This is a genomic window from Haematobacter genomosp. 1 (assembly GCF_002196855.1).
Lineage (GTDB): Bacteria > Pseudomonadota > Alphaproteobacteria > Rhodobacterales > Rhodobacteraceae > Haematobacter.
Genome location: NZ_NIPW01000005.1, coordinates 76,692 through 102,190 on the forward strand (window position 1 = coordinate 76,692; position 25,499 = coordinate 102,190).

General features: G+C 62.5%; 22 protein-coding genes. 13 read left to right on the top strand and 9 right to left on the bottom strand.

Features of this window, described 5'->3' with window-relative positions; genetic code table 11:
• Positions 1–48: 48 nt before the first annotated feature.
• Together CDV49_RS02510 and ssb are read right to left on the bottom strand one after the other, a co-directional pair.
• Complete coding sequence (locus CDV49_RS02510) at positions 49–945, bottom strand: LysR family transcriptional regulator (RefSeq protein WP_088214007.1); 897 nt, start codon at positions 943–945, stop codon at positions 49–51.
• Between the two features lie 557 nt (positions 946–1,502).
• Positions 1,503–2,024, bottom strand: coding sequence for a single-stranded DNA-binding protein (gene ssb / locus CDV49_RS02515; protein ID WP_088214008.1), 522 nt, complete (start codon positions 2,022–2,024; stop codon positions 1,503–1,505).
• Positions 2,025–2,176: 152 nt separating this feature from the next.
• On the opposite strand from ssb, the gene CDV49_RS02520 reads away from it, so the two are divergent.
• The 4 genes from CDV49_RS02520 (at position 2,177) to CDV49_RS02535 (ending at position 7,426) form a co-directional block, all read left to right on the top strand.
• Positions 2,177–2,779 carry a lytic transglycosylase domain-containing protein gene (locus CDV49_RS02520; protein WP_373447779.1) on the top strand — a complete coding sequence of 201 codons (603 nt, stop codon included), beginning with the start codon at positions 2,177–2,179 and terminating at the stop codon, positions 2,777–2,779.
• A gap of 273 nt (positions 2,780–3,052) precedes the next feature.
• Positions 3,053–4,312 carry an MFS transporter gene (locus CDV49_RS02525; RefSeq protein ID WP_218821870.1) on the top strand — a complete coding sequence of 420 codons (1,260 nt, stop codon included), beginning with the start codon at positions 3,053–3,055 and terminating at the stop codon, positions 4,310–4,312.
• 158 nt (positions 4,313–4,470) lie between these two features.
• The gene (locus CDV49_RS02530; RefSeq protein WP_088214010.1) at positions 4,471–5,967 is read left to right on the top strand and encodes an acetyl-CoA hydrolase/transferase family protein; all 1,497 of its coding nucleotides are present in this window, start codon (positions 4,471–4,473) and stop codon (positions 5,965–5,967) included.
• Positions 5,968–6,109: 142 nt separating this feature from the next.
• Positions 6,110–7,426, top strand: coding sequence for an MFS transporter (locus CDV49_RS02535; protein ID WP_088214011.1), 1,317 nt, complete (start codon positions 6,110–6,112; stop codon positions 7,424–7,426).
• Positions 7,427–7,456: 30 nt separating this feature from the next.
• Here the strand turns inward: CDV49_RS02535 and CDV49_RS02540 are convergent, their stop codons facing one another.
• From CDV49_RS02540 to CDV49_RS02555, 4 genes are all read right to left on the bottom strand, one after another.
• The gene (locus tag CDV49_RS02540; RefSeq protein WP_088214012.1) at positions 7,457–7,969 is read right to left on the bottom strand and encodes a MarR family winged helix-turn-helix transcriptional regulator; all 513 of its coding nucleotides are present in this window, start codon (positions 7,967–7,969) and stop codon (positions 7,457–7,459) included.
• A gap of 93 nt (positions 7,970–8,062) precedes the next feature.
• The gene (pobA, locus tag CDV49_RS02545; RefSeq protein ID WP_088214013.1) at positions 8,063–9,232 is read right to left on the bottom strand and encodes a 4-hydroxybenzoate 3-monooxygenase; all 1,170 of its coding nucleotides are present in this window, start codon (positions 9,230–9,232) and stop codon (positions 8,063–8,065) included.
• Positions 9,233–9,249: 17 nt separating this feature from the next.
• Positions 9,250–9,825 carry an NIPSNAP family protein gene (locus CDV49_RS02550; protein WP_088214014.1) on the bottom strand — a complete coding sequence of 192 codons (576 nt, stop codon included), beginning with the start codon at positions 9,823–9,825 and terminating at the stop codon, positions 9,250–9,252.
• Positions 9,826–9,899: 74 nt separating this feature from the next.
• Positions 9,900–10,790, bottom strand: coding sequence for a helix-turn-helix domain-containing protein (locus CDV49_RS02555; protein WP_256947203.1), 891 nt, complete (start codon positions 10,788–10,790; stop codon positions 9,900–9,902).
• 131 nt (positions 10,791–10,921) lie between these two features.
• Between CDV49_RS02555 and CDV49_RS02560 the strand changes: the two genes are divergently transcribed.
• Complete coding sequence (locus tag CDV49_RS02560; protein ID WP_088214015.1) at positions 10,922–12,655, top strand: FAD-dependent oxidoreductase; 1,734 nt, start codon at positions 10,922–10,924, stop codon at positions 12,653–12,655.
• Positions 12,656–12,700: 45 nt separating this feature from the next.
• On the opposite strand, the gene proX is transcribed toward CDV49_RS02560, so the two are convergent.
• The 3 genes from proX to CDV49_RS02575 form a co-directional block, all read right to left on the bottom strand.
• Positions 12,701–13,729, bottom strand: coding sequence for a glycine betaine/L-proline ABC transporter substrate-binding protein ProX (gene proX / locus CDV49_RS02565; RefSeq protein WP_088214016.1), 1,029 nt, complete (start codon positions 13,727–13,729; stop codon positions 12,701–12,703).
• 62 nt (positions 13,730–13,791) lie between these two features.
• Positions 13,792–14,730 carry an ABC transporter permease gene (locus CDV49_RS02570; protein WP_088214017.1) on the bottom strand — a complete coding sequence of 313 codons (939 nt, stop codon included), beginning with the start codon at positions 14,728–14,730 and terminating at the stop codon, positions 13,792–13,794.
• Positions 14,717–15,940, bottom strand: coding sequence for a quaternary amine ABC transporter ATP-binding protein (locus CDV49_RS02575; protein ID WP_088214018.1), 1,224 nt, complete (start codon positions 15,938–15,940; stop codon positions 14,717–14,719). Before CDV49_RS02575 ends, CDV49_RS02570 begins: the two co-directional genes overlap by 14 nt.
• A gap of 408 nt (positions 15,941–16,348) precedes the next feature.
• Here CDV49_RS02575 and CDV49_RS02580 point away from each other — a divergent pair, with 408 nt between their 5' ends.
• From CDV49_RS02580 to CDV49_RS02615, 8 genes are all read left to right on the top strand, one after another.
• On the top strand, positions 16,349–17,143 hold the full coding sequence (locus CDV49_RS02580; RefSeq protein ID WP_088214019.1) for an SDR family NAD(P)-dependent oxidoreductase: 795 nt from the start codon (positions 16,349–16,351) through the stop codon (positions 17,141–17,143).
• Between the two features lie 220 nt (positions 17,144–17,363).
• Positions 17,364–19,229: a TRAP transporter large permease gene (locus tag CDV49_RS02585; RefSeq protein ID WP_088214020.1), complete on the top strand. Its 1,866-nt coding sequence runs from the start codon at positions 17,364–17,366 to the stop codon at positions 19,227–19,229.
• A 37-nt stretch (positions 19,230–19,266) separates the two neighbouring features.
• Positions 19,267–20,283: a TRAP transporter substrate-binding protein gene (locus CDV49_RS02590; protein WP_088214021.1), complete on the top strand. Its 1,017-nt coding sequence runs from the start codon at positions 19,267–19,269 to the stop codon at positions 20,281–20,283.
• A 2-nt stretch (positions 20,284–20,285) separates the two neighbouring features.
• Positions 20,286–21,113, top strand: coding sequence for an IclR family transcriptional regulator (locus CDV49_RS02595; RefSeq protein WP_088214022.1), 828 nt, complete (start codon positions 20,286–20,288; stop codon positions 21,111–21,113).
• Positions 21,113–22,282, top strand: a complete 1,170-nt coding sequence (locus tag CDV49_RS02600; protein WP_088214023.1) for an acetyl-CoA acetyltransferase — start codon at positions 21,113–21,115, stop codon at positions 22,280–22,282. The genes CDV49_RS02595 and CDV49_RS02600 overlap by 1 nt, the downstream gene beginning before the upstream one ends.
• Positions 22,279–23,856, top strand: a complete 1,578-nt coding sequence (locus CDV49_RS02605) for an acyl-CoA synthetase (RefSeq protein ID WP_088214024.1) — start codon at positions 22,279–22,281, stop codon at positions 23,854–23,856. Before CDV49_RS02600 ends, CDV49_RS02605 begins: the two co-directional genes overlap by 4 nt.
• On the top strand, positions 23,853–24,695 hold the full coding sequence (locus CDV49_RS02610; RefSeq protein ID WP_088214025.1) for a PCC domain-containing protein: 843 nt from the start codon (positions 23,853–23,855) through the stop codon (positions 24,693–24,695). Before CDV49_RS02605 ends, CDV49_RS02610 begins: the two co-directional genes overlap by 4 nt.
• Entirely contained in the window at positions 24,692–25,483 is a 792-nt protein-coding gene (locus CDV49_RS02615; protein ID WP_088214026.1) for an SDR family NAD(P)-dependent oxidoreductase, read from the top strand. Before CDV49_RS02610 ends, CDV49_RS02615 begins: the two co-directional genes overlap by 4 nt.
• Positions 25,484–25,499: the final 16 nt, after the last annotated feature.

A 25,499-nucleotide genomic window follows, 5' to 3' on the forward strand; every position in this document is an offset into this window, starting at 1 on the left:
CCATTCTAGGCATCATGGGGGCCCGATCAATTCCGACTTTCCGTGGAGCTATAGGAGTTTTCTATCAACCAGCGTTCTCGCTTCCGTAAGAAGCGCGTTCACGGTCGGGCTGTGCGGATCCCGCCGCGCCACGATCAGGCCCACCATCCGCCCCGGATTGCCAGCCCGGGACCGGCGGATGGGAATGGCGACAAGCCCGCGCCCGGTCCCAAGGCTTTCCGCAATCAGCACCGGCATGACGGAGGCCCAACGACCCGTGGCAACGTGGCTCGCCAGAACGATGGTGGAATTCGACTCGACGATCGGGCGGGCCGGGGTGCCTGCCGCGTCCAGCAGACGGTCGATGATCCGGCGGTTCTGCATGTCGGTGGTCAGCAGGCAGAGTGGCAGGCGTCCCACCTCCGCCCAGCTTATGCTGTCCCGGCCCGCCTCTTCGGCATCGGCGGCCACGAGGAGACAGTAGTCCTCTTCATAAAGCGGGATTTCGAGGTGACGTTTGCTGTCCCCGGTATAAGTGATGCCTGCATCCAGTTCGAGCCGGTCGATCTCCTCCATGATCTCCGTTGCGGCGCGGGAGAGAATGCGGAACGTCACCTCCGGGTGACGCTCGCTATAGGGCGCGATCAGCCGGTGAACCATGGGCAGCGCGGTGGGGATGACCCCGATCCGCAACTCGCCTGACAAGCCGATCCGGGCCGCGCGCATCTCCTCCCGCATGGCCCGCACATCCCCGACGATGACGAGCGCCCGTTCATAGACGCGCTCCCCCTCCGGCGTCAGCGCTTCGAATCGGGCACCACGACGCACCAGTTGCACGCCAAGGATATCCTCCAACTGCCGGATGGCGGAGGAGAGCGTCGGCTGCGTTACGCCCACGGCCTCTGCTGCGCGCCCAAAGTGTCGCTCGTTGGCCAAAGCGATGAACATCTCGAGTTTGTCGATCATGGCGCTTCCTCCTGTGGCCCTGTCGTGCAAGCTGGGATGGGAACTCTGTCAGGCGACACCCGCGGCACTCCGGTCGGGCGAGGCATCAAGTCCGGCCTTGTTTTGCCTGACCTGCTCCGCCATCGGGGATGGAGCGTTGGGTGTGCAAAGGGATAGTGTTCGGCGTGCGCTTGCGGTCCATGCTATTCCCCCATCCCCCCGGCTCCCCCGGTGCTTAGCACGGCTGGCGATCGCGGCCCCCGCGTCTATGCCCCCATAATGGCGGAAGCGGTTTCGCCTCTTCGAAACTTCAAGCATCGATGACGGGGAACGCCCCGCCTAACACGTGCCGTGCAGGATACGCAGCTTAGGGCGGTCGGGCCGGATTTCCTCGTAGTGCTGATGACGGATGCGGATAGCGGATTTTATGTGAGCGGTGAGCTTGTGGCGGAAGGGCTGAAATGCCGCCTTGAGAGCCGGCGGTATCCCCTCCGACCCTCAAGGCATGCGCCGCATTCGCTTCTCAAAATCTCAACAATTCTCACATACCACTTGAAAATGGTGGTATATCTAATTGTTTAGAAAGGAATTTCGTCGTCAAGATCGTTGGACCGTCCGCCGCCGTAGCCACCGCCCGAACGCCCTCCGCCCTGACCACCGCCCTGACCGCCGTACGAGGGACCCTCGTCGTAGCCGCCATCGTAGCCGCCGCCCTGGCTTCCGCCGCCTCCACCACTTCCGCCCTCGCCGCGACCGTCGAGAAGCGTCAGCTCACCGCGGAACGGGCGCAGGACGATCTCGGTGGAGTAGCGGTCCTGACCTGACTGGTCCTGCCACTTCCGTGTTTCAAGCTGGCCCTCGATATAGACCTTGGACCCTTTGCGGAGATACTGCTCGGCAATCTTGACCAGCGGTTCGGAGAAGATTGCGACTGTGTGCCACTCCGTGCGTTCCTTGCGCTCACCGGATTGCCGGTCGCGCCAATTCTCCGAGGTGGCGATCCGCAGGTTGCAGACCTTGCCGCCGTTCTGAAAGCTCCTGACTTCCGGGTCGCGGCCCAGATTGCCGACCAGAATAACCTTGTTGACCGAACCCGCCATTTCGCCTCCGATTCATTGCTTGCTCCACATAACCGCGACGAGGGGGGGAGGCCAACCGACTATTGCGCTCCTGCAGATTTCCGCTGGTCAGGGCGAAGATTATTACTAAGATTGCGACCGATAAGAAGAACCCGAGCGGGGGACATCTGAATATGCGTCACACAGTCATGACGCTCACTGCGGTTGCGGTGATGCTGGGCGGTGCAAGTACGGTTGCGGCAGAAGGGCTGACCGCAACACGGTCAACCAAATCCCGAATGCAGCTTTTCCAGAGCCAGACCCGGCTTCTGGATACGCGCCTCTCCGATCAATACCAGAGCTCCACGCGGCTTCAGCCAAAGACCGTGGATCGCAAGGCACCTACACTTCCCAAGTATGCGGGAAATTACAAAGGCCAATATCTGGCGGTCGCCCGCGGCGCGGCGCGCAAGCACAATGTGCCGGAGGACCTGTTCCTTCGCCTTGTGCAGCGTGAATCCGGTTGGAATCCGCAGGCGGTTTCCCACAAGGGTGCAACGGGGCTGGCGCAGCTTATGCCGGATACTGCGGTGCTGCTGGGCGTGGACGTCAACGACCCGCATCAGAACCTCGAAGGAGGGGCCCGTTACCTGCGCCGGATGTTCGAGCGGTTTGGGGACTGGCGGCTGGCGCTGGCGGCGTACAACGCCGGGCCGGGCGCTGTGGAACAGCATGGTGGCGTGCCGCCATATCAGGAAACCCAGTCGTATGTTGTCGCGATTCTCGGCAACGGATGATTCGCGGCTGATGCGGTTGCGTGCTCATGCTTCCCATATGTTGCGGTATCAATAATCCGTCCGGCAGCTAGTTATTACCTTGGTGTTATGGGGGATGCCGGTAACTTCTTAATTATCGCCTGAAATGCAGGCGCTTCCTGTTCCAGAATTGCCCGGAAGCGTGTGATCCATTACCGAACCCTCCATCTTTCGGATGAATGCGGCGCCATGGCGCAGGTCCGACCACCGTGCGTTTCTGAGGAGCGCGGCAGGGGATCGAGGGGAGACATGACTATGACAAAAGATTCGACCGCCTCGCGCGGTCTGGGCATGGTGGCGATACTCTGCTGGGCAGCGGTCGTGCTGGACGGGTTCGATCTGGTCGTCCTGGGTGCGCTTATCCCGACGATGACCGATCCCGCCGGGCCTTGGATGAGTACGGCTCAAGCTACCGCGATCTCGACGGCGAGCCTTGTCGGCATGACGTTGGGGGCGCTTTCCATCGGCTGGGCGACTGACCGGATCGGCCGGCGCAAGGCGATGCTCTGGGCGGTGGGATTTTTCTCGGTGATGACGCTGGGGTGCGCCATCGCCGCGACGCCATTCCAGCTCGGGGCGTTCCGCTTCCTCGCTGGCTTTGGTCTGGGCGGGTGCCTGCCGACGGCCATCGCACTGGTGACGGAGTTCTCCCGCGGCAAGGCGGGCAAGGCGAGCACCACGGTGATGACCGGGTATCACGTGGGCGCGGTGGCGACGGCGATCCTTGGTCTTATTCTGCTTGCGCCGTTCGGCTGGCGCGCCATGTTTCTGGCAGGGGCGATTCCGGGTTTCGTGCTCATCCCGCTCATGATGAAATGGCTGCCTGAGTCCCCGGCGTTCCTTCTGTCGCAAGGACGGCGGGCAGAGGCCGAGCGCATCGCCGACGCCTATGGTCTGACCCTGTCGGAACCCCCGCCGAAGGCGGAGCGCGTCTCGCCCGGCAAACTGATCGGCCCCGGCTTTCTGCGCAACAGCCTCGCGATCTGGGTGACCTCCTTCATGGGGCTGCTGCTGGTTTACGGTCTGAACACCTGGCTTCCCGCTCTGATGGTGGCGGCGGACTATGGGCTGCAACGCGGGCTGTGGTTCCTGCTCCTGCTGAACGTCGGGGCGATCGTGGGGCTCATTGTCGCCGGGCGCGTCGGTGACGCGATCGGGCTGAAGCGCGCGGCCTGCCTGTGGTTCTTCGCCGGTGCCGTTCTGCTCGCGCTGCTGGCGATCCGTATGCCGCTTTCGCTGCTCTATCCGGTGGTGTTCCTCACGGGCTGCTTCGTGTTTTCGGCGCAGGTGCTGGTATATGCCTTCACCGCCGCGAACCATCCTCCGGAAGTCCGCGCGACGGCTATCGGCCTCTCGGCAGGGGTCGGTCGTCTCGGTGCCATCATGGGGCCGCTCCTTGGCGGTATGCTGGTGGGGCTTGGTCTTGGCCATCCGTGGGGGTTCTTCATCTTCGCGGCGGTTGGCCTTGTCGGGGCACTGGCCCTCTCGCTCAGCGTGGTTCGCGTCTATCGCTGACGTATCACAGGACGGCATGACCTTGTTTTCGGCCCCGGTTGCTGTCGGGGCCGTTTGCTTTTCGGCGTAGCCATGCAAACTTTGCATGGCTGCCTCAGATTGAGTTTCTTGCCCCCGCCACTTAGCACTTTTCAAATGAGCCATGTCAGGAGGAGCCCATGACCCATAACCTCGATGATCGGATACGCCATGCTGGCCTTCGTGACCGGATCATGTCGGCTGAGGAGGCTGCGCGGCTTATCGGGGATGGCATGGTGCTCGGCATGTCGGGTTTTACGCGGGCTGGAGAGGCAAAGGCCGTGCCGCTTGCGCTTGCCGAGCGCGCGCGCAAGGAGCCTTTGCAGATCACCCTGATGACGGGCGCGAGTCTTGGCAACGATCTGGACAAGACCCTAGCCGAAGCTCATGCCATCTCCCGGCGCATACCTTTCCAGTCCGATCCTTTCCTGCGGAAAAAAATCAATGCGGGAGAGGTGATGTTCATAGATCAACACCTCTCCGAAACCGTCGAACAGCTCAGAAATCGCCAGATCCCCGGTGTGGACATAGCGGTGATCGAAGCGGTTGCCATCACCGAGAATGGCGGGGTGGTGCCCACGACATCGGTTGGGAACTCCGCCTCCTTCGCCATTCTCGCGCCGAAAGTGATTGTGGAGATCAACCTGAGCCAGCCGGTCGGGCTGGAGGGGCTTCACGACATCTATATACCAAGCTATCGCCCCAACCGCATGCCCATCCCCGTCGTCACGCCCGAAAGCCGCGTGGGCTTGCCATATATCCCGATCCCGCCGGAAAAGATCGCGGCTATCGTCCTGACGGAGAAGCAGGACAGCTCATCCACCATCCTCGACCCCGATGAGGATACGCGCGCCATTGCGGGTCACCTCACCGAGTTTCTGATGCATGAGGTGCGGCAGGGGCGACTTGACGAGCGGCTCGCTCCGCTTCAGGCAGGGATCGGCACCATCGCAAATGCTGTGCTGCACGGGTTTCTGGATACACCGTTCCATGATCTGAAGATGTATTCCGAGGTCCTGCAGGACTCGACCTTCGACCTGATGGATGCCGGCAAGATGACCTTTGCCTCCGGCTCCTCGGTGACCCTTTCCGCCCGGAAATATGCGCAGATGCTCCCGCGCTTTGCGGAGTTCAAACCGAAACTTCTGCTTCGCCCGCAGGAAATCTCCAACCACCCGGAGGTCGTTCGGCGTCTGGGGATCATCGCCATCAACACGGCGCTGGAGTTCGACATCTATGGCAACGTCAACTCGACCCATGTAACCGGGACGCAGATGATGAACGGCATAGGGGGCTCTGGCGACTTTGCCCGGAACGCCTACCTCTCTGTTTTCGTGACGAAATCCATCGCAAAAGGTGGCAGCATATCCTGCGTTGTGCCGATGGTCAGCCATGTCGATCATACCGAGCACGACGTGGACATTCTGGTGACCGAACAGGGCCTGGCCGATCTGCGCGGTCTTGCCCCGCGGGAGCGGGCGCGGGTAATCATCGCCAATTGTGTTCATCCCGCATGGCGCCCGCGGATCGAGGACTATTATGCCCGCGCTCTGACGCGGAGCGGTCATACGCCGCATGTGCTGGAAGAAGCGCTGTCCTGGCATGTCCGCTCGCAGGAAACAGGGCGGATGGACTGACGCAGCGTTCAATGTTGCTTTCACAACACCGATATAGTAGGGATCGCAACATATATTGCGGTCCTTGAGGGAGGAAATCCGTGTTGTGGAGGAGTTGCACCGCAGGCCTAGCGGCCCGCGCGATATCGCATGAGCTCAAGGCATGAGCAGCGCTGACTTTTCGTCGCCTGCCGCGCGCCCGGGGATGGCTGCTGTCGATATCGGCTGGACGCCCGTTCGCATCGCCGTGGTGGCGTTGAGCTTTCTGCTGAACGCGCTGGACGGGATGGATATCGTCATCATGTCCTATATCGCGCCTGTATTGGCAGCGGATTGGGGCCTGACACCGGAAAACCTCGGCATCGTCTTCAGCGCGAGCCTCGCGGGCATGACGATCGGCTGCCTCTTCGTTGCGCCGCTGGCGGACAAATGGGGACGACGGCCGCTGATCCTCGGCATGTTGAGCATCATCACCCTTTGCATGCTGATCAGCAGTTTCGCACAGACGTTGACAGAGCTTGTGGCGGCCCGGTTCGTCATCGGTATCGGCATCGGCGCCATTCTGGCGGGCGTGACAGCGATTGCTGCGGATTTCGCGCCACCGGCACGTCGGGGGCTGGTGGTCAGCATGGCCATTGCCGGCTACCCGCTGGGCGCCGTGACGACAGGCCTGCTCAGCGCGCATCTGTTGCCCGTGCACGGCTGGCGCTTCATGCTGTTGGGGGCGGGAACCATCTCGCTCATCGTCATCCCGGTGATCTTCCTGATCCTGCCGGAATCCCAAGACTATCTGATGCGAAAACAGCCACGCAATGCGCTTGCGCGGCTGAACAGGCTCCGGGCCCGGCTGGGGGAGGAGGTGCTGGACCGCCTGCCTCCCAAGCCTGCCGCAACGCGCACCTATGACGCGGGCGAAGTGTTCGGCGGCGGTCGCAAGATCGGGACGCTCTGCCTCTGGCTCGGCATCTTCATGGGTTTCATGACCTTCTACTTCGTCGTCTCCTGGATCACGCAGCTTTCCGTTCGTGCCGGGCTGCCGCTGGATCGGGCGATCTATGCGGGTGCGCTGTTCAACCTTGGCGGCTTCGTCGGCACGCTCATAGTGGGTTGGCTCGGGAGCCGGCACGGCCTGCCGCGTGTGACCACGATCACCATGATGATCGCGGCCTGCCTGATCGCCTTGTTTGGCGCGCTTTCCATGCCGCTCGCAATGACGCTGACGATGGCGTTCCTCGCCGGGATGGCGACGAATGGGGGGTTCAACGCGTTTTATGGTCTTGCTGCGGAGCTTTATCCTGCAGCGGTGCGGAGCACGGGGATCGGCTGGGCGATGGGCGTCGGGCGCTTCGGCGCGGTGATCGGGCCGCTTCTGGGCGGTTGGCTAATCGGGCAGGGCGTCACGCTCTCGACGCTGATGGCGATCTTTGCCCTGCCGCTATTGATCGCCGCAGCCGCAGCCTGGTTTATCCGCGCACGGTGAGGGTGAGGGCAGGTCTGCGGGCCTGCCCCCCTATTTCTCGCCGTTCATCCGCCGCGCCCCGTCCGCCTCCACCTCCGGCAGATTGGCGAGCAGGCGGTTCAGCAAGCTGAGGAGCGTATTGACGTCCTCGCCGGAAAACCCCGTGAGCAACGCGGCCTCCCGCGCACGCGCGACGGTAAGCACCTGCCGGTGCATGGCCCAACCCGCTTCGGTGAGGGCGGCTTCGCGCCGCCGACCGTCGCCCTCCCGCATCTCGATCAGCCCGCGGTCGGCAAGGAGGCTAAGACTCCGGCTGATGGAAGCCTTGTCCAATCCGATGCTGTTGGAAAGATGCGCCCCGATGGACCATGGCTCGGCGGCAAGTTGACAGAGCACCCGCCATTCGACGACACCGAAGTCGAACAGCCGTCTATATTCATGCGACGCACCGCTCGACAGTTTGTTGGAGAGACTTGTCGTGATGGCACCAATGCAACGGGCGAGGTCGAACGGCTCCCCTCGATCCGGTGCGTCCGGCAGATGCTGATGAGAAATCTGATCCACGGCGTGAAACCTTTGGTTTCCGCCGTGATAGCCTCAGAAAGCCTCTCTGTCCAGCCGGGGCCAGGAAAGGCGATGTGCCCCGGACCGGGAATATCAGTAGGGGAGGCCCACGTAATTCTCGGCGATGGAGGTCTGGAATGCGCGTGAACCGGCAAGGTAATCCAGTTCGGTCTCCTGCATCCGTTTGAGGAATTCGCCTTCCTCCGGGAAGCTGTGGAGCATCCGCGTCATGCTCCAGGAGAAGCGGGAAGCCTTCCACACCCGTGCCAGCGCGGTTTCGGAGTAACCGTCGAGCAGCGCCTCTCCCTCGCCCGCATAGCGGGATTTGAGAGCGCGTGACAGGTAATAGACGTCGGATGCGGCCAGGTTCAGGCCCTTCGCGCCGGTGGGGGGCACGATGTGACCCGCGTCTCCCGCAAGGAACAGCCTGCCCCAGCGCATGGGCTCGCTGATGAAGCTGCGAAGGGGGGCCACGGATTTCTCGATGGAGGGGCCGGTGACCAGTTTGTCCGCCAACTCTTCAGGAAGGCGGCGCTTCAGTTCATCCCAGAAACGCTCATCGGTCCAGCTTTCGATCGGGTCGGTCAGCGGCACTTGAAGGTAGTAACGGCTCAGATGAGCGTTCCGCATGGAGCAGAGCGCGAACCCGCGCTCATGACGCGCATAGACCAACTCATCGAGCAGCGGCGGCGTTTCGGAGAGAATGCCCAGCCAACCGAAGGGATAGACGTGCTCGTATTCCTTGCGGATACCTTCCGGGATGGTCTTGCGGCCGACGCCGTGGAAGCCATCGCAGGCGCAGACGTAATCGCAGTCCACGCGGTGCTCCGTGCTATCCTTGACGTAGGTGACATAGGGGGCGTTGCTGTCTGCGTCGTGGATAGTCACACCGTCCGCGTCATGCACGACGACCCCATCCATGGCGTCGCGTGCCTCATACAGATCGCGGGTCACTTCCGTCTGACCGTAGATCATGACGCTCTTGTCCACCAACTTTTTGAAGTCGATGTGGATCTGACGCCCGCCCGCGGCAAAGATCGTGCCGTCATGGACATAGCCTTCGGCATCCATGCGGGTGCCGACACCTGCCTCGCGCAGCATCTCGCAGGTGCCTTGCTCCAGAACGCCGGCGCGGATGCGGGAGAGCACGTAGTCCCGGCTCTTGCGTTCCAACACGACGGTGTCGATGCCCGCGCGATGCAGGATTTGCGACAGCAACAGGCCGGAAGGACCGCCGCCGATAATGCAGACTTGAGTTTTCATCTGTCCTCCCTTGGCCATCAGAGCGGCGAAAAGCCGAGCGGCCGGATGATTTCGTGCCGGGCGGCCGCGCCCGGAGCAATGTGAAGTCCCGCGCGCGCTGGCCAGAGCGTCACCACGCTCCCCGGACGCTCTCCCGACTGGACGCGAAACACGGCGATGGCGTCAGCGTCTTCGGCGAGCGGCGCATCTGAGAGGGCCAGCGCCCCGCAATCGGCGGAGAAGAGCGGCATCTCGGCTGTTTCCACAGGATATTCCGTGCGGCGGTTGGCCACGGCGGTATCAAAGGCGGGCGCCGTCCGCTCCGTGGTCAGAAACAGGTTCTCCTGCGCCACGACATCCACGAAGGCGCGCGGGATGAACCCTTCGCCCCAGGCTTTCTCCGTCCCGAGGCTCGCCCTGCAGGCAGCCCGGTCGTTCCAACCCTCGTAGGCCCAGAGATGGTGGATCACGTTGAGCCGTCCGGTCTCTGTCATCCAGTAGCCGAGGAGCGGCAGATGGCGGGTCACCAGCGGCAATCCCTCCCGCCGGAGAAGGTCGAGATAGCGCGGTGCCGTGCCCGGCCGAAGCCGATAGGTACGAAGTTCGTAAAGCATGGAAGTCCTCCGTCGCAAACCCTGTCAGCAGCGGCGAAAAAGGAAAATGGACGATCGGGTGAAAAGCTTGGACGTCAGCCCGCCGCGCCCGCGCGCACCGATTGGCGATAGGCCGCGGGCGAAAGTCCCACATGGCGGGAAAAGAACCGGCTGAAATAGGCGGGATCGTCGAAACCCGCGATATGCGCCACCTCACCCACCGTATGGTCGGTATAGGCCAGGTGGCGCTTCGCCTCGATCAGGATGCGCTGGTAAAGCAGGTCCGAGGCGGTGGTCTCCGCCCGCGCCCGACACGCGGCGTTCAGCCGCGCAGGGGTGACGGCAAGCGCCCGCGCATAGAAAGAGGGCGCCCGCTCCTGCCGGAAGTGGGTCTCGATCAGCCCCCGGTATCGGTTCAGCAGATCCAGATCCCGGTCGGGCGGCGGGGCTTCTGCGGCGTCGCCCGCGCGCAGCACGAAGACCAGAAGCCGCGTGTATTGTGCAAGCAGCGCCGCGCGCCGCCCCGGTGCTTGCCAGACGAATTCCCGCGTCATGTCGTTCAGCAGCAGCGAGACACCGGCCGGGTCCAGACCGCTATGCCGGAGGGGCAGCACGCCCGCCGTCGTGCCCACCCGCAGCAGTCCCACATCGTCCCGTGCAGCCGCGCGCAAGCCTACGAGCGCTGCCGTGAGGACGTGGCCCTCGGTATTCTCCTGAAACCGGATTTCATGAATGACGCCTGCGGGAATGACGATGAAGGTCGGGGCGGAGAGCTTGTATACCGCCTCCTCCAGCCGCACCTCGCCGCCGCCCTGTGCCACGAACATCACCTGTGAATGATCGGGATGAAAATGCGGGCGGATCGTCCAGTCGTTCGGTCCGGAACGGTCAAGGATCGGCTCCACGTGCAGAAAGTCCAGCTCCACGTCCCGGGCCGGATCGCCATACAGGTAATAGCGAGGGATGGCCGCGGGGCGATCCATCATGGGACTCTGTCGCCCGTCATGCGTTTCGTTACGGAATTGTGCCATAGGGATCGTGAAAGGTCCATTGATCGCCCGGCGGCCCTAAGCTATCCACTGTTGCGAACGCAACATAGAACTCATGGAGGGGAGCCATGGCGACAGTCTCCACGACAGACAGACACTGCGACGTGCTCGTGATCGGTTCCGGTGCCGGCGGTCTGGCAACCGCGATCGTTGCGCGGAAGCTCGGGCTTGAGGTGATCGTGATCGAAAAGGCGCCGGTCTTTGGTGGCACGACGGCATTCTCGGGCGGCGTCCTCTGGATTCCCGGCAGCCACTACGGCAAGGCGCAGAACCCATCCGACACCATCGACGCCGCCCGCCGCTACATGCGTGCCGAAACCGGAAATTGGTATCAGCCGGAAGCGGTGGAAGCGTTCCTGCAGACCGGCCCCGAAATGGTGGATTGGTTCGAACGGGAGACGGATGTGAAGTTCGTTCCCACCCTTTATCCCGATTATCATCCCGATGTCGAAGGCGGCGTGGATGTCGGGCGTTCCGTGCTCGCGGCGCCTTATGACGCGAGTGTGCTGGGCGATGATCTGAAGCGCCTGCGTCCGCCGCTGTCCACCATCACCTTCATGGGGATGATGTTCAACTCCTCCAACGCAGACATCAAGCATTTCTTCAATGCAACCAAGTCTCTGAAATCTTTTGCCTATGTGGCAAAGCGGCTCGCCGCGCACGGGGTCGAGGTCGTGCGCCATGGCCGGGGTGTGCAGGTGACAAGCGGCAATGCGCTCGCCGCGCGGCTGGCCCGGTCGGCCTTGTCGCTGGGCATTCCGATCCTGACGGACGCCCCCGCTCTGTCTCTGGTCCGTGAAGGAGACCGTGTCGTGGGTGCCGAAGTCGGCGGTGAGGTCAAGGCGCGGATCACGGCGCGGAAGGGTGTCGTTCTGGCTTGTGGCGGCTATGCCCACGACCTCGCACGTCGGGCGCAGTCCTATTCGCACCTTCGCGGGGGCAAGACACATCACTCTCCTGTTCCGGCGGAGAACGCCGGCGATGGTATCCGTCTTGGTGAGGAGGTCGGCGGCGCGTTTGACGCCCGCTATCCCGAGCCCGCGGCATGGATGCCGGTTTCACGTGTTCCGGGACGGGGCGGCAGGGAGGGCATCTTCCCGCACCTGCTCGACCGTTACAAACCCGGAATGATGGCGGTCCTGTCCACGGGCAAGCGGTTCACCAATGAGTCGAACAGTTATCATGATGTCGGCGCGGCCATGAGCGCGTCCGGTGAAGGCGCGGCATGGCTCATCTGCGATCACCGGGCGATACGCAAATACGGCCTTGGCCATGCAAAGCCTGCGCCGATGCCACTCGGCTCCTGGCTCCGCAGCGGATATCTGAAGAAGGGCAAGACGCTCGCCGATCTGGCCAGTGCATGCGGCATCGACCCGGCGGGGCTGGAGAAAACCGTGGCGGACTACAATAGCGGTGCGCGCGTCGGCGAGGATCGTCAGTTCGGGCGGGGCAGCACGGCTTTCAACCGCTATCTTGCCGACCCGGACAACAAGCCGAACCCGGCGGTCGCGCCGGTGGGCGATGGGCCATATTACGCTGTAAAGCTGGAGATGGGTGACCTTGGCACCTTCGACGGGCTCGAAACCACTGTGCCGGGGGAAGTCCTGAATCGTCAGGGGCAGGTGATCCCGGGCCTGTTCGCGGTCGGTAACGACCGGGCTTCGATCATGGGGGGCAATTATCCAGGAGCGGGTATCACCCTGGGGCCAGCGATGACGTTTGGCTACATCACCGGGCGCCATCTTGCTGGCCTTGGCGCGAGCGCGCAACCTGAGGTACCGCAGAAGATCGCCTCTGCCTGAGACCAGAACGCCGCCCCGTGGGGCGGCGTTTTTCTTTACCGGTGATTACTGAGTGGCGGCGGCGCGCGCCTGCTCCATCCAACCATCCACAAGTTCGCGGTTCGCTTCGATCCAGGCAGCCGCATGTGCTTCGATGTTGCGGTCACCGGCATTCATCTTGGCATTCTGCGACGACATGTCGGCAAGGGGGATCTCCACTGCATCCAGCAGTGCCCGTGCCGAAGGGTTGGCGTCGAGGAATTCCGTATTGGCAACGGAAACGATGTCGTTCGCAGGGAAACCCAGCATGCAGGGGTTTGCGACGCATCCCTCGATGTCAGGTTGCACGGCATTATCCGCCAGCGGCATCAGGTTTTCCGGCAGGTCGATACGCGGAACCTCGATCCAGACGACATCCTCCCCGGGCTTGAGCTGGTCGATGGTCCAGTTCGGCGTCCAAGTGTAGAAGAAGATAGGTTCGCCGGCTTGATAAGAGGCGATCGCATCAGCCATAGCCGCCGCATAGCCCGCCTTGATCGGGTTGACGTGGTCGAGCAGGTCATAGGCCTTCATATGGTGTTCGATATTGGTTTCGCACGCCCAGCCGGGAGGGCAGGCGACCATGTCGGCCTTGCCGTCGCCATTCCGGTCAAAGGCTTCCTGAACTTCCGGCCGTTTGAAATCGTCCAGTGTCTTGATGTCGAATTTCTCGGCGGAGGCCTTGTCCACCAGATAGCCCTCCAGCGCGCCCCCCTTGGCAACAGCGCCAACCGTCTCGGCCTGGCCTTCGAACACGGGACGGTAGATATCGTGGCCGGGGAACCAGCCATCGACCCACATCGTCACATCGCCATACGCAACGGACTGGTAGAAGGCGGGATTGTCGAGCGTCATCGTCGCACCCGCGCTGAACCCCAGTTCGGCCATGAGTTGCTTGACGATCTCGGTGTGGAACCAGCCGGTATCCCAGCTCGGCTGCGCCATGATGTAGGAAACGCCTTCGCCGGGCCGGTCCTGTGCCATCGCAGCAGGAGCGCCGAGCACCAGAGCGGCAACGGAAAGCGTGGTGGCAAGAGAGGATTTGAGACGGGACATAGGATCGTCTCCTTTCTGTTTAATGGGAGGGAAGGGGCGATCCTGAAGGACCGCCGTTTCGATCAGCCGACCTTCGGCTCACGGGCAGGCTCGGCAACAGACGCGGTGGATCCCGCGCCGAAGAAGCCTTTCAGCGTCTGGAAAAGGGAAACGCGGCGCGCCCCGTTTTCATCCGCCAGACCCTGCGTGATACGGTCGAGCGTGATGGCGAGGATCACGATGGCCGCACCGCCCGCAGTTGCGGAACCCACGTCCAGTCGACCGAGGCCTGTATTCACGACCAGCCCGAGTCCGCCGCCGCCGATCAGCGCGGCAATGACCACCATGGAAAGCGCCATCATCAGTGTCTGGTTCAGGCCGGCCATGATTGTCCGCATCGCCATCGGAAGCTGAAGATCCCAGAGCATCTGCCAGCTCGTGGAGCCAAAGGCCTGTGCAGCTTCGATAAGATCGGCCCGGACGTTGCGGATGCCAAGATTGGTCAGCCGCACGATGGGCGGCAAGGCAAAGATGATCGTCGCGATGATGCCGGGCGTCATGCCGACACCAAAAAGCATCACGATGGGCACCAGATAGACGAAGGACGGGATCGTCTGCATCACGTCCAGCACCGGGCGCATGATCTTCCACGTGATGTCGGAGCGTGCGGCAAGGATACCCGCAGGGATGCCGATGATCGCGCAGAAGAAGACCGAAGTCAGGATCATGGCGAGCGTCGTCATCGTCTGCGGCCAGAGGCCGATCATGTCGATGAAGGAAAACCCGACGATCACGAAGATCGCCATGCCCTTGCCTGCGTAACGCCAGGCCGCCGCGGCAAAACCCAGCAGCATCACCAGCATGGGGACTGCCAGCAGGAAGCCATTCAGACCGTTCAGAACGCTCGTGATCGGGGTTTGAGCCGCCCGGAAGAAAGTACGGAAATTGGGAACAAGCCAGCCCCGGACAAAGCCGTTCACCCACTCGTCGAAAGGTAGTGTCGCAATATCAGCGGGGCTCATTGGCGGCCTCCCCGTTTGTTTCGGTTTTGGCGGTGGCAAGCTGGGCCAGCACGTCCTTGGGTTCGACGACACCGACAAGACGGTCATGGCGGTCCGTCACCGCAACGGGAAGACCGGTGCCGGCGGCCTCATACACATCCGCAAGCGCTGATTTCGTGTCCACGGAGGGGAAATCCTCCCGCATCGCCTCAAGCACCGCTCCGGGACCTTCGCCCTTGCGCGAAACGATGGCCGCGAGATCGCGATAGGTGACGATGCCGACTATACGGTCGCCGTCCAGCACATGAAGCGCGCCTGCTTCGCTCTCTTCCATCTTCTTGAGCGCGGCGGCGGCGGTGTGACGGCCGAGCTGGATCGCCGCAGGACGAAGGGAAATGTCTTCCACGGTAAAGACGCGGCCCCGGTCGATATCCGCGACAAAAGCTGCGACGTAGTCGTCGGCCGGCGAGGTCACGATTTCCTGCGCCGTGCCGATCTGCACGATGGCGCCGTCCTTCATGATGGCGATGCGGTCGCCAAGCATCATCGCCTCGTTCAGGTCGTGGGTGATGAAGACGATGGTCTTGCGCATCTTGCGCTGCAACTGGATCAACTCTTCCTGCATCTCGCGGCGGATAAGCGGGTCGAGGGCGCCAAACGGCTCGTCCATCAGCAGAATCTCGGGCCCGGACGCCAGCCCGCGTGCGATCCCCACGCGCTGCTGCATGCCACCGGAAAGATCGGAGGGGAGCGCATCCGCCCAGGCAGCGAGGCCCACACGGTCGAGCACCTCGCGCGCTTCGGCGTCACGCCTCGCGGCGTCAACCCCCTTCACCTTCAGCCCGTAGGCGACGTTCTGGGCGACAGTCCAGTGCGGAAACAGGCTGAAATGCTGGAACACCATTGCGATCTTGTCGCGACGGATGCGGCGGAGCTCCTTGGGGGAAGCGGATGCGATATCGTCGCCGTCGATCAGGATGCTTCCCGAGGTGGCAGGGATCAGCCCGTTCAGCATCCGCACAAGGGTGGACTTGCCAGAGCCTGAAAGCCCCATGATGACGAAGATCTCGCCCTCGGCCACGTCAAACGTCGCGTCCCTCACGCCGACTGTGGCGCCGGTTGCTTCGAGGATGTCCTGCTTGGTGGCGCCCTTCTGGAGAAGCGCACGGGCCTCCTCCGGTTTGTCGCCAAAAATCTTGCTGACGTTCTTTACACTCAGTTTGGCTTGCATGCCTCTCCTTGCTGTTTTCTCGCGTCTTGGGGCGACATGAAAATGCCCTTTGTGGCAGAGCGGGAAGGCCGCCTTGCCCCATGTGCGAATGATCACCGATATGTCAGATGCCCCTACATTTAGCGCATAGTGCTCGATTTTACAACCAAAAGCCCAGATTTTGGTTCCCTGCGTTGTGATGAAACGTGAGCGCGCGCGTGATCGGAAGCCCCGCAAAGGCAATTGCGCGCCTGATCGATCGGCGATTGCTCGCCGCGGAGAAGCGAAGATTTTTCCAAGTCATGGCGGGATTTGGCCGGTTTCCCACTTCACGCCGGTTTGACAGTTCGGCAACGGAGCGCCACTCTCGCCCGGCCCTGGGGAGAGGGCGGGGATTCATGCGGGTCCTGAGGAGGAAAAGTGGAACGAATGAAGGAAAAGGCCGTGCTGGTATTCGGCGCGGGCTCTGTCGGAGATGGCTGGGGCAATGGCAAGGCGGCCGCGGTCGCCTATGCGCGTGAGGGAGGTCGGGTCGCCTGCGTTGATATCGACGCCGCATCTGCGGAAACCACCGCCGCCATCATCCGGTCGGAGGGGGGTGATGCGCTCGCCTTGTCAGCGGATGTGACCTGTGCCGCCCAGATTGATGCCGTTGTTCAAAGCATGACGGATCGGTGGGGGAGCATCGACGTTTTGCACAACAACGTCGGCATGAACCTGCCCGGGGGCGTCACGGAGGCAACGGAGGAAAGCTGGAGGCGCGTGTTCGACGTGAACCTCACGTCCGTGTTCCTCACGTGCAAGGCGGTTCTCCCCTGGATGGTCCGGCAGGGAGGCGGGGCAATCGTCAATGTCTCTTCGCTCGCCTCGATAAGGTGGACGGGCTATCCCTACGTGTCCTACTGCGCCTCCAAGGCCGGCTTGAACCAGCTGACGCGAAGCATTGCCATTGAATATGCGGCTCAGGGTATCCGGGCGAACGTCATCCTTCCCGGCCTCATCGACACGCCGCATGTGGTGAAGCAGATCGGCGGCTATCATGCCGATGCGGAAGACATGCGGCGCAGGCGGGCCGCGATGGTTCCGATGAAGCGTCAGGGAGACGGCTGGGACATCGCATGGGCGTCGGTTTTCCTTGCCTCCGACCAGGCAAAGTTCATCACCGGAGTTGAGCTTCCTGTCGACGGCGGTCAGTCCTGCACAATGGCCGGCTCGGTTCAGTGATCGATTATTCCATAATATGGATCACATCCGAAAGAAAGTCAGTTAAATTCACACGGATCCATTGCATCTACTGCCGAGTCGCGACAATGTAGCGCTGTGAGGGCCTGAATTTGGTCCACCATATGGATGTCAGGCGCGTATCTGGGAGGGTCGCGCTTGGCGTAGCGGCGCAAGACCGCACCATCTGGCGGAGAGGAGCCGCCATTGGGGGAGGGGAGCCATGACAATGGCCTATGAAGCGATTCCCGCTGAGGATCTCGCTCAGCTGGAGACATCACATCCCGGCTCACGCTGGATGAGACCGGTGGAAGTGATCGCCGCTGCATTGCTGGTGGCGATGATTACAATGATCCTCACCAACGTCGCCTCGCGGTACGTTTTCGCGCGTCCGATCATCTGGGCGGATGAGATCGCGTCCATGAGCTTTCTTTGGCTCGCGATGCTCGGCGCTGCGCTGGCGATCGACCGTCATGAACATATGCGGCTCGGGGTGTTCGTGGCGCTCTTTCCCGCACGCGTGCAGGAGTTCTTGAACGGCCTTGCGCTCCTGCTGGTGGTGACATTCCTCGTGGCGCTGCTGCCCACTGCCTTTGAATATGCCTACGAGGAAAGCTACATCACCTCGCCCGCGCTGGAATTGCCGATGACGTATCGTGCTGCGGCGCTGCCCGCGGGCATGGTGCTGATGGCTCTCCTCGCCCTCGTGCAGGCGGTGCGGGAGACGCGGCTGAAGCCGCTCGTCATGGCGGCGGTGTCGATTGCCATTCTGGTGGGGGTGCTCTGGCTCGCCCGGCCCGTTTTGTTGGGCTTTGGCAACTGGAATCTGCCGCTGTTCCTCGCGCTTGGTGTGGGAACGCTGCTGGTCATGGGTGTGCCCATTGCCTTCTGCTTCGGGCTGGGCACGCTGGCCTATCTAACATTCGCGACGAATGTGCCTGTTTTCGTCATGATCGGGCGCATCGACGAAGGGATGTCGGCGCTCATCCTGCTTTCTGTTCCGGTGTTCGTGCTGCTCGGTTGCATTCTGGATGCGACGGGCATGGGCAAGGCCATCGTGGAATTCCTTGCCTCTCTGCTCGGCCATGTGAAGGCAGGCATGTCATATGTCCTGCTCGGGTCGCTGTTTCTTGTTTCGGGTATTTCCGGCTCCAAAGTGTCGGACATGGCCACGGTGGCGCCCGCGCTTTTCCCGGAGATGAAGCGGCGGGGCCATAAACCCTCCAACATGATTGCCCTGCTCGCCACCGGCGCCGCCATGGCGGATACCGTTCCGCCTTCCATCGTGCTGATCGTGCTGGGCTCTGCGGCTGGTGTTTCCATCGCCGGATTGTTTACCTCCGGTTTCGCCATCGCGATGGTGTTGCTTGTGGTGCTGGCTCTGCTTGCCCGCTGGCAGGCGCGGAGAGAGGATATGACCCATGCGCGCCGTGTTCCGCTTCGCATGATGTGGAATACGCTGCTGATTGCGGCGCCCGCGTTGACGCTGCCGTTCCTGATCCGCTGGTTCGTGGGCGGCGGGATCGCCACGGCGACGGAAGTGTCCACTGTCGCCGTGGTTTATGCGGCTTTCATCGGGATGGTGCTCTACGGTGGCATCCCGCTCCGGCGCATGGGGACGATGCTGGTGGAGACGGCGGCCCTTTCCGGTGCGATCCTGCTCATCCTCGGCACGGCCTCCGCCATGGCCTGGGCGCTGACCCAGTCGGGGTTCGCGGGGCACTTGCTGAGCGCGGTGTCCGACCTGCCGGGGGGGACCTTCACCTTCATGGCGGTCACGATTGCGATCTTCCTTGTTCTGGGCTGTTTTCTTGAGGGGATTCCGGCGATCGTGCTCATGGCGCCTATCATGTTCCCGATGGCCCGCGCCCTTGGCATCAACGACATCCATTATTCGATGGTGATCGTTGTCGCGATGAATCTTGGTCTGATGGCCCCGCCCATCGGCATCGGCTTCTACCTCGCCTGCAAGATAGGCAACGTGCCGCCCGATGCCGCGATGGGCGCAATCTGGCCCTATCTGGGGGCGCTGTTCATCGGACTTGTCATTATCGCGGCAGTCCCCTGGTTTTCGCTCGCCTTCCTCTGAAGGCATATCACTTCGTCATGTCTCAGGGAGGAGACCCATGACCCTCAGCCGTCGTTCGCTGATCATCGGCGCGTCCGCAGGTGCGCTGGCCGCGCCCTTCATCCGGGTACGCCCCGCAATGGCCGCGGAGTATACCTACAAGCTTGCGAACAATCAGCCGCTGTCGCATCCATCCAACGTCCGCGTGGCTGAGGCGATCGCGAAGATCCGCGAGGAATCCGGTGGCCGGATGGAAATCAACGTGTTTCCGCAGAGCCAGCTCGGGGGTGACACCGAAGTATTGGGGCAGCTCCGTTCCGGGGGTGTCGAGTTCTTCATGCTCTCGCCGCTGATCCTCTCCACCTTTGTGCCGAATGCTTCGCTGAACGGCATCGGGTTCGCTTTCAAGGATTATGACGCGGTCTGGGCGGCGATGGACGGCGAACTGGGCGCCTATGTCCGCAAGGAGATCGAGGCGAAGGGCCTCTACGCCTTCGACCGGATCTACGACAATGGCTTCCGTCAGATTTCCAGCTCTACCAAGCCGATCGCATCGCCCGCGGATCTCGAAGGGTTCAAGATCCGGGTTCCGGTCAGTCCGCTCTGGACATCCATGTTCTCGGCCTTCGGCTCCGCTCCCGCCTCCATCAACTTTGCCGAGGTGTATACGGCGCTTCAGACCGGGATCGTGGACGGGCAGGAGAACCCGCTGGCGATCCTGTCAAACTTCAAGCTGTTCGAGGTACAGAAATACGTCTCGATGACGAACCATATGTGGGACGGATTCTGGATGCTGTCGGGGCGGCGTGCCTGGGGTGCTCTGCCGGATGACCTGAAAGAGATCGTGGCGCGGAACTTCAATGCCTCTGCTCTTGATCAGCGAAAAGATATCATGACGTTGAATGCTTCTCTTCAAGGAGAACTTGAGGGGCATGGTATGGTATTCAACTCCGTTGATCCGGCTGCTTTCCAGCAGAAACTTCTGGACGCGGGCTTCTACAAGGAGTGGCATGGCAAGTTTGGTGATGAGGCCTGGTCGATCCTTGAAAAGGCGACAGGGCTGACGCTCGGCTGATCATGAACCAGCCCGGTCCCTTTGCCGAAAGTCAGGTTACCGGCGCCCAATCGGTGGAACGGGCACTGGCACTGCTGTCGCTCGTGGGTCGCAACGGGGACAGCGGTGCCAGTTTGTCACAGATCGTCGGAGCAAGCGGCCTGAACAAGCCAACAGCCCGACGCCTGTTGATGGCGCTCATGCGTGCCCGGCTGGTGGATCAGGATCCGGCGAGCCGCAAGTACACGCTGGGGCCGGAGCTCTATGTGCTGGGGGTTCTGGCAGGGCGGCGGCATGGGCTGCTCGCCCATTCCATGGACGCGCTCCGGCGTCTTTCGGAAGAGACGGGTGACACGAGTTTCCTGACTGTGCGGCAAGGCAGTTACGCGCTTTGCCTGCACCGGCAGGAAGGCTCTCATCCTGTCCGTACCCATGCGTTGCAGGTTGGCGATCAGCATCCGCTCGGAGTGGGCGCAGGCGCGATGGCTATTCTGGCGGCCCTACCGGAGCAGGAACGGAGCGCGATCATCGCGCAGATGGCACAGGAATACGCTCTGATCGGCAGCTACTCCGCCGATCAGGTCCGGCTGGATGTGGAGACGACCATCAAGGCGGGGCATGCGCTCAATCCGGGCCTGTTCGTCAGTTCGTCCTGGGGGATCGGTCGGGCGATCCGCCTGCCCGATGGTGAGGTTGCGGGCGCGATTTCCATAGCGGCAGTGGATAGCAGGCTCGGCCCGCAGCGCCAGGAAGAGTTGGCCACGCTTCTGGCGCGCGAGGGCGCGGCAATAGAGGCGCGATTGCAAAAGGTTTTTGCTCCGCAAGGGGGCACTGAGGAAGGAAGGAAGTGATGGCAGATCCGATGATCGTCGGCTGGGCGCACACGAAGTTCGGGAAGTCCGAGGCAAAGGACACCATGGCGCTGATGGCGGAAGTAACTGCGCCCGCGCTCTGCCATGCGGGGCTGCCTGCCGGGAGCGTAGATGGAATCTTTGTAGGAAGCTTTAATAATGGCTTCCAACGTCAGGATTTTCAAGGTTCCCTTGTTGCGATGGGATTGCCTGAACTTACGCATGTTCCGGCCGTGAGATGTGAAAACGCCTGTGCCACGGGTTCCGCAGCCCTTCACGCGGCCATGGACTTCATCGCCGCGGGCAGAGGGCGGGTCGCACTGGTCGTCGGCGCGGAAAAGATGACTGCCATACCAACGGCGGATGTCGGCGATGTGCTGCTGACCGCCTGCTACCGTGAGGAGGAAGGCGGGGTCGAGGGTGGTTTCGCCGGGATATTCGGGCAGATCGCCAACCATTATTTCCAGCAGAATGGCGACCGCTCTGAGGAGCTGGCCATGATCGCGGCCAAGAACCATGCGAACGGCATGAACAATCCCTATGCTCATATGCAGAAGGATTTCGGTCTCGCCTTCTGCAATACGGTCTCGGACAAGAACCCCTATGTCGCCGGGCCGCTGCGGCGGACGGATTGCTCGCTCGTCTCCGATGGGGCGGCGGCTCTCGTGCTGGCGGATGCCGAGACTGCGGCCTCCCTGCAACGTGCCATCGGCTTCCGCTCCCGTGTTCAGGCGAACGATATCCTCGCGCTTTCCCGCCGTGATCCGACCGCCTTTGAAGGCGGGCGTCGTGCCTGGGCGGGGGCTCTGGCAAATGCGGGCCTTGGTATCGGCGATCTCGATCTCGTGGAGACGCATGATTGCTTCACCATGGCCGAGATGATCGAATATGAGATCATGGGCCTTGCCGCGCGGGGCGAAGGCTGGAAGGTCATCCGCGAAGGGCGCACGCGGATGGGGGGCGACCTGCCCGTGAACCCTTCCGGCGGATTGAAGTCCCGCGGGCATCCGATCGGGGCGACCGGCGTTTCCCAGCATGTGATGGCTGCCATGCAATTGATGGGTGAGGCTGGCGACATGCAGGTGCCGGGGGCGGAACTGGCCGGCGTGTTCAACATGGGTGGCGCTGCGGTGGCCAACTATGTTTCCATTCTGGAGCGCGTGAAATGAAACCCTGTTCGACACGGGTGATGAACCTCGCGACCTTCGTCAGCCAGAACGCCCGCCGCGCGCCGGAAGACATCGCTATCGTCTGGCGCGAGAACGTCTGGACCTGGGCGGAGTTCGACGCCCGTATCGATGCCATGGCGGCCGCGTTGCAAAGCTACGGCATCGCCAAGGGTGACCGTGTTCTCGTCCAGTCGCAGAACTGCAACCAGATGTTCGAAACGATGTTCGCCTGTTTCCGCATCGGTGCGATCTATGTTCCAACCAACTTCCGCCAGACCCCCGAGGAAGTCGCGTTTCTGGCGGAGAGTTCGGGGGCCAGGGCACTGATATGCAATGCCACATTCCCGGAGCATGCGGCGGCCTGCACCGGCATGGGCCTGACAATCGCCATCGGGGATGCGGCTTTCGGCCCCTCCTACGACGCCATCGTGGCGGATTTTCTGGGGAGAAAGCCGCAACCCGTGGCGGTGGACCGCGATGATCCTTGCTGGTTCTTCTTCACCTCTGGAACAACCGGAAGGCCCAAGGCGTCTGTGCTGACGCATGGTCAGATGGCTTTTGTGGTGACCAACCATCTGGCTGACCTGATGCCGGGTTTGACGCCCGAGGACGCGTCTCTGGTGGTGGCGCCGCTGAGCCATGGCGCGGGTGTGCATCAGCTCACCCAGGTGGCGCGGGGCGTCAAGACGGTGCTCATGCCCTCCGAGCGTTTCGATGTGGCGACTGCGTGGGATCTGGTTGAGCGCTGGCATATCTCCACGATCTTCACCGTTCCCACTATCCTGAAACTGATGGTGGAGCATGAGAGTGTCGGGCGTTTCGATCACCGATCCCTCCGCTACGTGATCTATGCGGGCGCGCCCATGTATCGTGAGGATCAGAAGCGTGCATTGGCCGCTCTTGGTCCCGTGCTTGTGCAATACTTCGGTCTGGGCGAAGTGACCGGCGCGATCACCGTGCTCCCCAATCGGCTGCATGCGGCGGAGGACGGGCCGGATGTTCGTCTTGCCACCTGCGGATTTGAACGGACCGGGATGGAGTTGCAGATACAGGGCGACGACGGCCGGCCGCTTCAGCCCTTCGAGACGGGAGAGATCTGCGTGATCGGACCCGCCGTATTCGCGGGTTACTGGGAAAATCCGGAGGCGAACGCCAAGTCGTTTCGGGACGGGTGGTTCAGGACCGGCGACCTCGGCCATGTCGATGAGGAGGGGTTCCTCTACATCACCGGGCGCGCTTCGGACATGTATATTTCCGGCGGCTCCAACGTCTATCCGCGTGAGATCGAGGAGAAGCTTCTCACCCATCCGGCGGTAAGGGAAGTGGCGGTTCTGGGTCTGCCGGATCCGCTTTGGGGGGAGGTTGGCGTTGCGGTCTGCGTGGTTGATGCGACGGTGACGGAGGCAGAGCTTTCCGCCCATCTCGACGGGCGAATAGCGCGCTACAAGATGCCCAAGCGCTTCCTGTTCTGGGACGAGCTACCGAAATCCGCCTATGGCAAGATCACCAAGAAGCTGGTGCGGGAGGAGATCGAGCGCCGGGGCATGCCAGAGCTGGAAAGGCACCTGGCATGACAGCGCTTCGCCAGGGGCTGCGACATCCCGGCCCCCCCGCGGCTGATCGACGGCAGGCTGTCCCGACCCGGCTTCAGCCGCTGGAGGGCGATCTGGTGGCGGGCCGCGTTCTGATGGACGAAGTCGCGCGCATCTTCGACGACGCAGGCTGCATGGGCGGGGTCATGTGGCTTGACGGAGTAACGGCGGACCCGTTCCGCTACGTCCTGCCCGCACTTTCCACCGACGGGGTTCACGCGGCCTATTACAGCAAGACCCATGCACCTTCCGGGCGGGTCACGCTTGGCTCCTGCGTGGCCGTTGTCGGTTGGCGGGATGGTGCCCGGTTTCTTCACTGCCACGGTGAATGGCAGATGGAGGACGGCGCGGTCGCGATGGGACATCTGCTGCCGCTCGAAAGTCGGGTTGCGAAGCCGGTCAGCGTTCGTGGCTTGGGCGCGCCCGCGGCCTGGTTCGAGGCACTGCCGGATGAGGAGACGAATTTCACACTCTTTTCGGCTGCAGGAGGCGGTAACGGAGGCTCAATCCTGCTCCGTCTTCGCCCCGGCGAGGACGTGGTGACGGCAATTGAACAGGTCGCGGCAACGCACGGTCTGAGTCGCGGTCGTGTCCATGGGATCGGGTCCATCTGCGATCCGGTCTTCACTGATGGCAGGCAGGTGGACTGTGTTGCAACCGAAGTCCGTATCGATGCGGGTGATATCGTGGACGGCGTCTGCATGCTTACTGTGTCTCTTGTCGATGTCGAGGGGCGCGTCCACTCCGGAAAGCTCACCAAAGGTGAGAATATCGTCGGAGTAACCTTTGAAATATTGGTAGAAAACTTGGAGGATCAATGAAAGACGCTATCCCGGAAAAGGGCACGGTTCTGGTCACCGGCGGGGCATCCGGCATTGGTCTTTCGGTCGTGGATGCAGCGTTGGCGGAGAATTGGGGGGTCGTGGCGATCGACCTGCCCGGTGAACCGCTCGACCGTCTTGCGGCCAGGCTGGACAATACGCGGGCGCGTGCAGTCGCGCTCGACGTGGCTGATGAGGGCCGCGTGGTGGAAACCGTTGCGCAGCTGGAAGATGAACTGGGCCCCATCACCGGACTGGTCAATTCGGCGGGTATCGCGCGGGACGTGGCGGTCATGCAGACCGATCCGGGGCTGTTCCGCCGTATACTCGACGTGAACGTGGTCGGATCCTTCCTGATGGCACGGGAGGCTGCGCGGGTCATGCGGGGGCGGGGCGGCGCCATTGTGAACGTGGCCTCCGTCTCCGGTATAAAGGGGAATGAGGGGCGGGTGGCCTACGGCGCGTCCAAGGGAGCTGTCATCACCATGAGCAGGGTGATGGCGGTTGAACTTGCGCCGCTTGGCATCCGGGTGAACGTGATCGCGCCCGGCCCCATCGAAACGCCCATGGTCCGCGAGGTGCACACGCCGGAGGTCAGGGAGACATGGATGTCCACTGTTCCCATGCGGCGCTATGGTGCGCCTGAGGACATCGCGCAGGTGGCGCTGTTTCTTCTGGATGCCAGCCGTTCGGGTTATGTTACGGGGCAGACGCTCGCCGTCGATGGCGGCTTCACGATCGCGGGGATCATGAGCGGCACGGCTGCGGAGGCCAACGCCGCGGTTTGACAGTGCGGGGTGGATT

Excerpts from the sequence above, each read along its gene's own strand:
- CDV49_RS02510 (WP_088214007.1), bottom strand. The coding sequence starts at position 945 with ATGATCGACAAACTCGAGATGTTCATCGCTTTGGCCAACGAGCGACAC.
- ssb (WP_088214008.1), bottom strand. The coding sequence starts at position 2,024 with ATGGCGGGTTCGGTCAACAAGGTTATTCTGGTCGGCAATCTGGGCCGC.
- CDV49_RS02520 (WP_373447779.1), top strand. The coding sequence starts at position 2,177 with ATGCGTCACACAGTCATGACGCTCACTGCGGTTGCGGTGATGCTGGGC.
- CDV49_RS02525 (WP_218821870.1), top strand. The coding sequence starts at position 3,053 with ATGACAAAAGATTCGACCGCCTCGCGCGGTCTGGGCATGGTGGCGATA.
- CDV49_RS02530 (WP_088214010.1), top strand. The coding sequence starts at position 4,471 with ATGACCCATAACCTCGATGATCGGATACGCCATGCTGGCCTTCGTGAC.
- CDV49_RS02535 (WP_088214011.1), top strand. The coding sequence starts at position 6,110 with ATGAGCAGCGCTGACTTTTCGTCGCCTGCCGCGCGCCCGGGGATGGCT.
- pobA (WP_088214013.1), bottom strand. The coding sequence starts at position 9,232 with ATGAAAACTCAAGTCTGCATTATCGGCGGCGGTCCTTCCGGCCTGTTG.
- CDV49_RS02550 (WP_088214014.1), bottom strand. The coding sequence starts at position 9,825 with ATGCTTTACGAACTTCGTACCTATCGGCTTCGGCCGGGCACGGCACCG.
- CDV49_RS02555 (WP_256947203.1), bottom strand. The coding sequence starts at position 10,790 with ATGATGGATCGCCCCGCGGCCATCCCTCGCTATTACCTGTATGGCGAT.
- CDV49_RS02560 (WP_088214015.1), top strand. The coding sequence starts at position 10,922 with ATGGCGACAGTCTCCACGACAGACAGACACTGCGACGTGCTCGTGATC.
- proX (WP_088214016.1), bottom strand. The coding sequence starts at position 13,729 with ATGTCCCGTCTCAAATCCTCTCTTGCCACCACGCTTTCCGTTGCCGCT.
- CDV49_RS02570 (WP_088214017.1), bottom strand. The coding sequence starts at position 14,730 with ATGAGCCCCGCTGATATTGCGACACTACCTTTCGACGAGTGGGTGAAC.
- CDV49_RS02575 (WP_088214018.1), bottom strand. The coding sequence starts at position 15,940 with ATGCAAGCCAAACTGAGTGTAAAGAACGTCAGCAAGATTTTTGGCGAC.
- CDV49_RS02580 (WP_088214019.1), top strand. The coding sequence starts at position 16,349 with ATGAAGGAAAAGGCCGTGCTGGTATTCGGCGCGGGCTCTGTCGGAGAT.
- CDV49_RS02585 (WP_088214020.1), top strand. The coding sequence starts at position 17,364 with ATGACAATGGCCTATGAAGCGATTCCCGCTGAGGATCTCGCTCAGCTG.
- CDV49_RS02590 (WP_088214021.1), top strand. The coding sequence starts at position 19,267 with ATGACCCTCAGCCGTCGTTCGCTGATCATCGGCGCGTCCGCAGGTGCG.
- CDV49_RS02595 (WP_088214022.1), top strand. The coding sequence starts at position 20,286 with ATGAACCAGCCCGGTCCCTTTGCCGAAAGTCAGGTTACCGGCGCCCAA.
- CDV49_RS02600 (WP_088214023.1), top strand. The coding sequence starts at position 21,113 with ATGGCAGATCCGATGATCGTCGGCTGGGCGCACACGAAGTTCGGGAAG.
- CDV49_RS02605 (WP_088214024.1), top strand. The coding sequence starts at position 22,279 with ATGAAACCCTGTTCGACACGGGTGATGAACCTCGCGACCTTCGTCAGC.
- CDV49_RS02610 (WP_088214025.1), top strand. The coding sequence starts at position 23,853 with ATGACAGCGCTTCGCCAGGGGCTGCGACATCCCGGCCCCCCCGCGGCT.
- CDV49_RS02615 (WP_088214026.1), top strand. The coding sequence starts at position 24,692 with ATGAAAGACGCTATCCCGGAAAAGGGCACGGTTCTGGTCACCGGCGGG.